Consider the following 10056-nt stretch of genomic DNA (forward strand, 5'->3'; position numbering starts at 1 on the left):
GCCTCAGTCAGGCGCAATCGCTCCGACACCTCCCCGCCAAGCGCACCATGGGGATGTGAGCGGCAGGCGACAGAGGTGTCGTCGGTTGCCAGCTGGCACCCCACGCCTGCCAGCCAGTAGAATGGCAGACTTGTCATGATCGTTGCCCCATAATGCGCTGCTCGTCTCTTGCGGTGTTACAGACAGGATATTTCCATGCTTCTCTGCCCTACCTCCACCGGCTCTCGGCCAGTCGCGGCATGCCTGTCCGGAATGCTGGCGTCAGCGCTGCTGACCTGCGCCCCACTGGCCAGCGCAGACGTGCCCTACACCATGGACAGCCAGGGCCGCGTGGTACTGGCCAATGGCCAGCGCTTCACGCCCCGAGAACTGGGGATGACTCCGGCCCAGGCGCGTGCAGGGGCACGCAAGAGCGATCCACGTCGCACGCCGATCTATACGCAACCCGCACGTGGCGGCGCAGAGCTGGCGGCGAGTGATGACGCCCCTGCCTCCGTGGAAGGTCAGGAGAGTCAGGGGCAGGACAGCCTGGCTCAGAAACGTGCCGAGGAGCGGGTGGTGCTCGAGGACGATGCCGAGAGCAATCCCCTGGCCATCACCGCCTACAAGCGCAACTATCTGCTGCCCTGGGCCTACAACTCGACCCCGAATGAGAGCAGCTTCGCCCAGGTGACCCGTGAAGGCGAGGTGGACAACACCGAGGTGAAGTACCAGCTCAGTCTCAAGGTCGGGCTGGTGAATGACATCTTCGATGACAATGGCGACCTGTACTTCGCCTATACCCAGCGCAGCTGGTGGCAGGCCTACAACTCCGATGCCTCGGCGCCGTTCCGCGAGACCAACTACGAGCCGGAAGCCTTCCTTCAGTTCGACAATCGCTATGAACTGCTGGGCTGGACCAACACGCGCAATCGCATCGGTTTCGCCCATCAGTCCAACGGGCGTTCCGACCCGCTATCGCGCAGCTGGAACCGGGTCTATGCCGACATGATGTTCCAGAATGGCGACTGGGCCGTGGCGATCACGCCGCATTGGCGCGTGCCCGAGGAGTCCGATGAGGACGACAATCCGGACCTCTACAACTACATCGGCTACGGCGACATCACCGTGGGCTATACCGCGGATCAGCACGAGTTCACCTGGATGGTGCGCGGCAACCCCTCCAAGGGCAATTTCGGCAACCAGCTGGATTACTCCTTCCCGCTGTTCGGCAAGGTGCGCGGCTACGTGCAGTACTACCACGGCTATGGCGAGAGCCTCATCGACTACGACCACAGCGTGAATCGCCTGGGGCTGGGCTTCTCGATCAACACCTTCTTCGCCGGCCTGCCAGAGACCTGATCTTCGGCCAGCGCGCCTCTCACGGGCCGCCGAGCCATGACCCCCTCGCCACGCAACGGGCAGCCCAGGCTGCCCGTTGCGTCGTTTCAGGCCGTGCAGACAGGATTCATCCTCCCTGATCCAGATCAACGAATGCGCCTCGGCTCCCCCCGATATCATCATCCAGGCATTGCCAGCCCTTGTGTTTGTTCCCGGTGGCCCCAAGGATTTGTTCATGACCAGAAAAGACGCAGCCAGGCAGGAATCGCTGCGACCTGAAAAGGTCATGCCCTGCCGCCAGCGGCGCCCCAGGGAAGACTGAGTTCGAGAGTCATGCGCGCCCTCTGGCGCTCACAATTCACGAAATCTGATTCGACACACGGGAAGGAGACACAACATGGCCATGCAGAAAATCGGTGATCATACGACCACAGCCAATTCAGCCACCGGTGCCAACACCGAGCAGCTGAAGGAAGACCTGCGTCATCTCTCCCAGACCGTCGAGGAACTGCTGCACGCCTCGGCCGAGGACTCCCGCGAGAGCATGAAGGAAGCGCGTGCCCGCGCCCAGACCCGCCTAGAAGCCACTCGTGCCCGACTGAGTGCCCAGGGTGACCGTCTGGCCGCCAGCGCGCGTGAATCCGCGGACTGCGCTGACCGCTACGTGCACGACAACCCGTGGACCAGTGTCGGTATCGGCGCTGCCGCCGGTGTCGTCATCGGCATGCTGCTTGGCCGTCGCTGATGCAGGAGCAAGGGCCGGTTGAACGCGTACTTGGCGCCATCCGTCGTCTGACCGCGAGCCTGGTGGAGAGTGGCGAGACGCGTCTGCGTCTCGCCGTGCTGGAGCTCGAGGAGGAACGCGAACGCTTGTTCGTGATGCTGCTGCTGTCAGGTATCGCCCTGATGCTGATCTGCTTCGGTATCGGCCTGGCGATCCTGCTGGTGGTCGTGGCCTTCTGGGATACCCATCGCCTGCTGGCCATCGCCTTGAGCGGCGGTATCCTGCTGGCACTGGGCGGATTGATCGCCTGGCGAGTCAAGGTGATCGCTTCCCAGCGCAGCCTGCTGCGCTCGACGCTCAGCAATCTGAGCCGCGACAGCGACAGCCTCAAGGACGTCCGCGCCGACGCACTGGAACGCCAGCGCCAACGCGAAAACCTCTGATGCCCCCCGCCTGCCAGCCCCTGCCAAGGAGGCGAGATGAGTTCTTCCAGACAGTCCCTCGCGCAGCGTGAGCCGGCACTGCCCCCCTCAGGGGGGAACGGTCGCCGGCAAGCGCATCCGCGCGATGCCAGGCGTGCGGAACTCGAAGCACGCATCAGCCAGCAGCGCCTCGACGTCAGTCATGCGATGCGTGACCTCAAGGAGGCAACCGCCCCCATCGACCGTGGCTGGGCCAAGGTCCAGCAATACCGTGGCCCGTTGGTTCTGGTGGGCGGCCTGATTGCCGCGCGGGGAGGTTTCCGGCCAAAGAAGGGCCTGAGCCTGATCAAGCGCGGCCTGATGGGCTGGGTGATGATTCGCCGCCTGAGAATATTGTTCGACAAGTGATCACGATACATACCGAAAGCCCCGCCACCTGGCACTCAGGTCGCGGGGCTTTTTTCGTCGCACGTCTCGATATGCAGCGGGCAGGCATTGTCCGGGATGACTCAGGCGCCGCGACTGTCGCGCTTGAGCAGATGGATGCCCAGATAGAGAGCCGCGAAGATCAGGCCCAGCACGGCGCCAAAACCGAAGACATGGCGGCCATCGCCGGGCAGGAACTCCAGGAAGGAGGTCAGGAACTGGCCCAGGAAGATCGCCATCGTCAGGTAGGAGAGATTGCGTCCACGCACCAGTGCGTGGCTGCGCTCCACCGTCATGTGGTTGAGCAGCGGAATCGAGAAGCCGAAGCCCATCCCGGCCAGCACGGCACCCGCACTCATCACCCCCATGCTCTCGGCCTGCTGGAAGACGAACAGGCTGGCGGCATACAGCACGAAGGCCAGTGCCAGCGTCGGCATCTCGCGCAAGGTACGTGAGACCTTCGGCATCCACATCGCCGCCACCACCGCGACCATCGAGATCGCCGCCAGGAAGATGCCGGTCGAGGCCTCGTTCAGCCCCAGCAGGTTCAGGCGCTTGGGCAGCATGACGATGGCGGTGAAGAACAGCGTCATGGCCATGGCCGCCGCCAGATAGACACTGGTGAGCGAAGCGGACAGCGCCTGCTGGCCCGACTTGCCAACCGTTTCATCAGGGGATGCAGGTGACTGCCTGGGCACCATCATCCACAGCATGGCCAGCAGCAACCAGGCCAGCAGGTAGAGCAGGAAAGGCAGCTGCCAGGCGATGCCTGCCAGCACGCCACTGACGAACAGGAAGATCACACCGCCAAGTTCGATGGACATGCCCTGCTGGGCAATCATCTTGAGTCGCGCATGGCCGTGATACCACTCGGAGATCAGCGTGGTGCCGCCCGCCATCACGACTGCGGTGACGCCCCCCAGCAGGATGCGATCGGCGAACACGGCGACGGTGCCTTCCAGCAGTGCCCCGCCCGCCCCCAGCAGACCATACAGGAACAGCCCGCCAGTCAGCGCGCGATAGGCCCCGAGGCGGTCGATCATGCGCCCGGCGATAGGCGCAAACAGCACCGCACCCAGCGACGGCAGGGTGATCAGCCAGCTGGCATGGCTCTCCACCTGCAAGGCGGCCGCGATATTCAGAAGCCCCGGTGCCACCACGGTACCCACCATGATGGTCAGACAGGCGACCGCCAGCAGCGTGAAACGCCCGCCGCCAGAAAGTGATCGAGAGGTATCGCGCGTATCCTGCGCGATATCTCGGGAAGTTGATGTCGTCATATCGGCTCCACTCGGAAACAGGGCCCTCTTGCCAGCCACTGCATCGCCGCGCCCTCCTGGCTTGTGAGACACGAAAGCCGGGAGGGCGCGAGAGGAAGAAAGCTGACGGAGGGAGGCTTGGCAGGTCCCCAGACTAATGAGCGAGCATTGATAATAGAAATGACGATACTTGATATGACTTATACTTGATGAACATCAATCAACTGACGAGAGCTGCCATGGAACTGCGCACACTGAGAACCTTCGTTTCCGTGGCGACGCACCGGAGCTTCTCGGCCGCCGCCCGCGAGCTGCACACCGTTCAGCCTGCCATCAGTCGCCAGATCGCCGATCTTGAAGCCGAACTGGGCGTGAGTCTGTTGTGGCGCAATACGCGGGAAGTGCGAGTGACGGCACCCGGCGAGGCGTTGCTGGAAGAAGCGCAGCGCATGCTGGCGCTGGAGGCACAGGCACGCAAGCGCGTAGCGATGGCCGCCAGCGGCCAGACCGGCACGTTGCGCATCGGCTACATGAGCTCGGCCTGCGCAAGCTTCGTTCCCGGGCTGATGCGCGACTTCGCCGCCAGCCACCCCGAGGTCGGCCTCACCTTGCATGAGATGAGCGCCCAGCAGCAGCTGGATGCCTTCGCGCGTGACGAGATCGACCTCGGCCTGTCGCGTCCGCTGCCCATCGAGCAGCGCGATACCCTGACGGCTCTGCCGGTCTACGAGGATAGGCTGATGGCGGTCGTGCCCGAGGGCCATCGTCTGGCGCACCGCAAGCGGCTCACCCTGAGCGAGCTTGCGCAGGAGGACTTCGTGCTGTTTCAGCGCACGCAGGCGACGGGGCTATTTGACCAGATCATCAGCGCCTGCGGCGATGTCAGCTTCTCGCCGCGCCTCCAGCGCCAGCCGGCCATGATGCAGACACTGCTCAGTGAGGTCGCGGCCGGACTGGGAGTCGCCATCGCGCCCGGCTGCATCCGCCGTCTGCAGTGCGATGGCTGTCAGTTCATTCCCCTGCGTCCGGCGCTCGGGGCGGTGCCATTGGAGCTTCACTATCCGACCACACCGGGCCGACCGGTGACCGAGGCCTTCGTCGCGCTGGTCGAGCAACGCCTGCCCGCCATCCGCCAGCAGATGGCATGAGACGCGGCCAGTGGTGAGAACGTGCTGGTCAGCAGTTCAGCCCGCAGGCCACCGCCGAGGACCACGCCCACTGGAAGTTGTAGCCGCCCAGTTCGCCGGTGACATCCAGCACCTCACCGATGAAGGCCAGCTGCGGGAGATCGCGCACGCTGAAGTCCTTCTGCGAGATGGCATCGGTGACCACGCCGCCCATGGTGACCTCGGCGGTGCGCCAACCTTCGGTGCCCGCCGGCTTGAGCTGCCAGTGGTTGAGCGCCTTGGCCAGCTGCTCGAGACGCGCATTGGAGAGCTCGGCGAGACTGCGCTCGCTGATGCGGCCGGCATCGGCGTCCTGCCACTCGACCAGCGACTGGGCGAGACGCTTGGGCAGGCGCTCGCCAAGCCAGGGACCGATCTGGCGCTTGGAATGCTGCTCACGCAGGGCCAGCAGCTCGGCGTAGGCGTCCACCCCCGGCAGCAGGTCGATGTCCAGTGGCTGACCGGGCGTCCACCAGCTGGAGGCCTGCAGCATCGCCGGGCCGGAAAGCCCTCGGTGGGTGATCAGCATCGGTTCGCGATACTGGCCCTTGCCGGCGGTGACGCTGACGTCACAGGCAAGCCCGGACAGCGGCGACAGGCGCTCCTTCCACTGCGAAGTCAGCGTGAACGGCACCAGCGCGGCATAGGTCTCGGTGACCTCGAGCCCGAACTGGCGCGCGATATCATAGCCAAAGCCTGTCGCGCCCAGCGTCGGGATCGACATGCCACCGGTCGCCACTACCACCCGCCCTGCCGTATGCGTGCCGTTGCTGGTCTCGACCCGCATGCCCTCACCCGCACGCTCAAGCGAAGTGATGCGCGTGTTGAGACGAATCTCCGCCCCGGCCCACTCGCACTCCGTCATCAGGATCGCCAGCAGATCCTTGGCGGAATCCGCGCAGAACAGCTGCCCCGGCTTCTTCTCGACATGCTCCAGCCCGTGACGCTCCACCAGCTCGAGAAAGTGATGCGGCGTGTAGCGCTTGAGTGCCGAGATGCAGAAGTGCGGATTGCGCGAGAAGAAGTTGGACGGCCCGGCATCCAGGTTGGTGAAATTGCAGCGCCCGCCACCTGACATCAGGATCTTCTTGCCGGCCTTGTTGGCGTGGTCCAGCACCAGCACGCGCTTGCCCTGATAGCCCGCCGTGGCGGCACACATCAGGCCTGCCGCGCCTGCGCCGATGATGATGACGTCGTATGTGGCCATGCTGGAAACCTCGTGCAACAAGAAGAGAAAGACGGTGCTGAAACGCCGAGTGCTCGAGTAGCGGCACCGTGGTGGCCCGACTGTGCCAGACACCGGCCGCGCAGTTTACCAGAAGCCACGCCCGGTTTCGGGCTCCCGCCGTCCCCTGGCAACATGTGGAACGCGCATTGGCCATCAAAAGGAGCGCTGCGGATATCCACAGCGCTCCTTTTTATCTCGCACGTCAGCTCGCACGTCAGCTGACATGCCATCTCGTCAGGTTCTGTCGTGTCTCGCTGGACATGACGTCAAGCCAAGAGCCTGCTCACCTCACCTGTCACATTCCGGCATGCAGCCCCAGTCCCAGAGCCGCCGACAGACCGATACCGGCCGCCATGAGCAGGCCGCCCAGGGGGCGCCGACGTTTCATCTGCCACCACATCCACAGGCCAGTCAGCCCCCACAGCACCATCACGCAGGCCATGACATCCACGACCACGGCCCACAGCCACTCCAGCACGCTGCTCTTGTAGCCATGCTGCTTGTGCAGATGCGTCAGGGTTTCGCCAAGCCCCGCGCCGGGCTGGACCTGCCCGACGGGCTGGCCCTTCAGCTTGCCTGAATACAGGTCCAGCTGGGCAGTGAAGCGCTGGCCGCTGCCGTCCTCCAGCGTGAAGTCGAGCGTCCCCTTGCCATTGAGCGGCTGACGTTCACTGGCGCCGATCGCCTCGCGCAGACGGGCCTGCTGACTGACCAGTGGCACCGCCAGTGGTGAGGTGTCAGGAAGCGTCAGGGTCTGGCCGGCCAGCGGCATGCGAGCAGGACGAGCCGACGCATTTGCCGCTGAGGGCGTTTCCTGCATGGCGATGCGCCGCCCCTCACCGTGGGAAAGATCCACCATGTAGCGCTGACGCATGTCCGCTCCCCGGGAATCCAGCAGCAGAGACAACGGCGCCCCTTCGAGCGCCTGCGGGTCAACCAGCGTGAATTCGTGACGCCCCGAGGAGACTCGGTTCATTTCCGCCACGGTGGCCACGGCCAGAGCCTGGGCATCCACCGGGCCCAACGCGGCGCGTTGCAATGCCTCGGACGACAAGGGTGTCTGCTGGATGTCGCGATACAGACCGGGATGGTTCATCAGGAAGGCGCTCACGCCATACAACAGCACGAAGGGCACCAGCGCGACGCCGCAATACAGATGCAGAGAGCGGATCCAGGGATTGAGTCGCTGCGCCAGGGTCTTGCGCCGCCCTCGCTGACGGGGGGTGTCCTGACGCAGGGACGTGGCGCGCGAGGCGGGCCGTTGAGCGGGGGCACCGGGTGCGACATCTGACATGATGACTCTGTTCCTGGGGTGAGCGACGACAAGGTGGATGCACACGCCTTCGCGCGGGTGCGATCAAGAGGCGCAGATGATAAGACAAATACACCTCATCGGCGAATGATTCTCACATGCAGTCACATCGCGCAATCGAATGGCGCGGATCGTCGACGCCAGATGGCAGATCGCCCCCGCTGCCAGGGGCAACGGGGGCGATCAGAGCGGCGATTTCACGCCAGGGAGCAGACGTGCTCGCTCAGACGATGACGCCCTGGCTGCGCAGGTAGTCATCGTAGGTGCCGGAGAAGTCGACCACACCCTCGGCATTCAGCTCGATGATGCGCGTGGCCAACGAGCCGACGAATTCACGGTCGTGGCTGACGAAGATCAGCGTGCCCGGATAGTTTTCCAGCGCGAGGTTGAGTGCCTCGATGGACTCCATGTCCAGGTGGTTGGTCGGCTCATCCATCACCAGCACGTTGGGCTGCTTGAGGATCAACTTGCCGAACAACATGCGGCCCTGCTCACCACCGGAAAGCACCTTGACCGACTTCTGGATGTCGTCATTGGAGAACAGCATGCGCCCCAGGGTGCCACGCACGACCTGCTCGCCCCCACCGGTCCACTGCGACATCCAGTCGTAGAGGCTCATGTCGTTGGCGAAGTCATGCGCGTGGTCCTGCGCGTAGTAGCCGACTTCCGCGGCGTCGGTCCACTTCACTTCACCGGCATCCGGGTGCATCTCGCCGACCAGGGTGCGCAGCAGCGTGGTCTTGCCGATACCGTTCGGGCCGATGATGGCAACACGCTCACCGGCGGCGACCGTGAAGCTGAAGTTCTCGAACAGGGTGTTGCCATCGAAGCCCTTGGCAAGCTTGTCGATCATCACCGCGTTGTTGTGGACCTTTTTGGTCTGCTCGAAGCGAATGAACGGGCTGACGCGTGAGGACGGCTTGATCTCGTTGAGCTGGATCTTGTCGATCTGCTTGGCACGCGAGGTCGCCTGCTTGGCCTTGGAGGCGTTGGCGGAGAAGCGGCTGACGAAGGACTGCAGCTCGGCGATCTGCGCCTTCTTCTTGGCGTTGTCGGCCTGCAGCTGTTCACGCGCCTGGGTGGCGGCGGTCATGTACTCGTCATAGTTGCCCGGGAACAGACGCAGCTCACCGTAATCCAGGTCCGCCATGTGGGTGCAGACACTGTTCAGGAAGTGACGGTCGTGCGAGATGATGATCATGGTGCTGGAGCGCGCGGTCAGCACGCCTTCCAACCAGCGGATGGTGTTGATGTCCAGGTGGTTGGTCGGCTCATCGAGCAGCAGGACGTCAGGATCGGAGAACAGCGCCTGTGCCAGCAGCACGCGCAGTTTCCAGCCCGGCGCGACTTCACTCATCGGCCCGAGGTGCTGCTCGATGGGGATGTCGAGGCCCATCAACAGCTCACCGGCACGCGCTTCGGCGGTGTAGCCGTCCAGCTCGGCGAACTCGACCTCGAGGTCGGCGACCTTCATGCCATCTTCCTCGCTCATCTCCGGCAGCGAGTAGATGCGGTCACGCTCGGCCTTGACCACCGCCAGGCGCTCGTGACCCATGATGACGGTGTCGAGCACCGTGTATTCCTCATAGGCGAACTGGTCCTGACGCAGCTTGCCCAGACGGGTGTTGGGCTCGAGCATGACGTGGCCACCGGACGGCTCAAGATCGCCGCCGAGAATCTTCATCATGGTCGACTTGCCGCAGCCGTTGGCACCGATCAGGCCATAGCGATTGCCACGACCGAATTTGGCGGAGACGTCTTCAAACAGCGGCTTGGCACCGAACTGCATGGTGAGATTGGCGGTAGAGATCACGAGGGAATATCCGTTTGGAATGAAAAGGTGGGCGGTGACGAAGCGTCACGCTGGCGCCGGATGATACGGGGTCTGTAATCGCGGTCCGTCAGGCATCAGCCACGGAAGAAGACTTCCAGCAGGTGATAGCCGAACTTGCTCTTCAGCGGCCCCTGCAGGGTATTGAGCGGGCCCTTGAAGATGGCGCGATCAATGCCGCCGACCATCTGGCCGGGGCGCACTTCGCCCAGGTCACCGCCCCGCTTGCCGGAAGGACAGGTGGAGTGCTTCTTCGCCAGCTTCTCGAACGGCTGGCCGCGCTCCAGTGACTGCTTGAGACGCTGCGCCTCGGCCTCGGTCTTCACCAGAATGTGGCGTGCCATGGCAATACGAGCCATCTCATGTCC

10 protein-coding genes are annotated in these 10056 nt (G+C 63.9%); 5 read left to right on the forward strand and 5 right to left on the reverse strand.

The annotated features are described in order from the left end of the window. Positions 1–195: 195 nt before the first annotated feature. From QD172_RS08200 to QD172_RS08215, 4 genes are all read left to right on the forward strand, one after another. Positions 196–1341: a phospholipase A gene (locus QD172_RS08200; RefSeq protein ID WP_254696555.1), complete on the forward strand. Its 1146-nt coding sequence runs from the start codon at positions 196–198 to the stop codon at positions 1339–1341. 376 nt (positions 1342–1717) lie between these two features. Then, entirely contained in the window at positions 1718–2065 is a 348-nt protein-coding gene (locus QD172_RS08205; RefSeq protein ID WP_077375457.1) for a DUF883 family protein, read from the forward strand. Further along, positions 2065–2487, forward strand: coding sequence for a phage holin family protein (locus QD172_RS08210; RefSeq protein WP_043333873.1), 423 nt, complete (start codon positions 2065–2067; stop codon positions 2485–2487). Before QD172_RS08205 ends, QD172_RS08210 begins: the two co-directional genes overlap by 1 nt. Before the next feature lie 36 nt (positions 2488–2523). Further along, on the forward strand, positions 2524–2874 hold the full coding sequence (locus tag QD172_RS08215) for a YqjK-like family protein (protein ID WP_077375463.1): 351 nt from the start codon (positions 2524–2526) through the stop codon (positions 2872–2874). 101 nt (positions 2875–2975) lie between these two features. On the opposite strand, the gene QD172_RS08220 is transcribed toward QD172_RS08215, so the two are convergent. Continuing rightward, positions 2976–4172 carry an MFS transporter gene (locus tag QD172_RS08220; RefSeq protein ID WP_279855432.1) on the reverse strand — a complete coding sequence of 399 codons (1197 nt, stop codon included), beginning with the start codon at positions 4170–4172 and terminating at the stop codon, positions 2976–2978. 218 nt (positions 4173–4390) lie between these two features. Here QD172_RS08220 and QD172_RS08225 point away from each other — a divergent pair, with 218 nt between their 5' ends. Continuing rightward, positions 4391–5299, forward strand: coding sequence for a LysR family transcriptional regulator (locus QD172_RS08225; protein ID WP_279855433.1), 909 nt, complete (start codon positions 4391–4393; stop codon positions 5297–5299). A 28-nt stretch (positions 5300–5327) separates the two neighbouring features. Here QD172_RS08225 and QD172_RS08230 read toward each other — a convergent pair whose 3' ends face one another. The 4 genes from QD172_RS08230 to QD172_RS08245 all read right to left on the reverse strand — a co-directional run bounded on the left by QD172_RS08230 (position 5328) and on the right by QD172_RS08245 (position 10047). After that, positions 5328–6524, reverse strand: a complete 1197-nt coding sequence (locus QD172_RS08230) for an NAD(P)/FAD-dependent oxidoreductase (RefSeq protein WP_279855434.1) — start codon at positions 6522–6524, stop codon at positions 5328–5330. 316 nt (positions 6525–6840) lie between these two features. Then, positions 6841–7839 (reverse strand): PepSY domain-containing protein, encoded by a 999-nt coding sequence (locus QD172_RS08235; RefSeq protein ID WP_077375476.1) that lies wholly within the window; start codon positions 7837–7839, stop codon positions 6841–6843. Between the two features lie 241 nt (positions 7840–8080). Beyond that, the gene (locus QD172_RS08240) at positions 8081–9670 is read right to left on the reverse strand and encodes an ABC-F family ATPase (RefSeq protein WP_077375479.1); all 1590 of its coding nucleotides are present in this window, start codon (positions 9668–9670) and stop codon (positions 8081–8083) included. Between the two features lie 95 nt (positions 9671–9765). After that, on the reverse strand, positions 9766–10047 hold the full coding sequence (locus tag QD172_RS08245) for a peptidylprolyl isomerase (protein ID WP_077375482.1): 282 nt from the start codon (positions 10045–10047) through the stop codon (positions 9766–9768). Positions 10048–10056: the final 9 nt, after the last annotated feature.

The sequence above is a fragment of the Cobetia sp. 10Alg 146 genome (genome assembly GCF_029846385.1).
Taxonomy (GTDB): domain Bacteria; phylum Pseudomonadota; class Gammaproteobacteria; order Pseudomonadales; family Halomonadaceae; genus Cobetia; species Cobetia marina.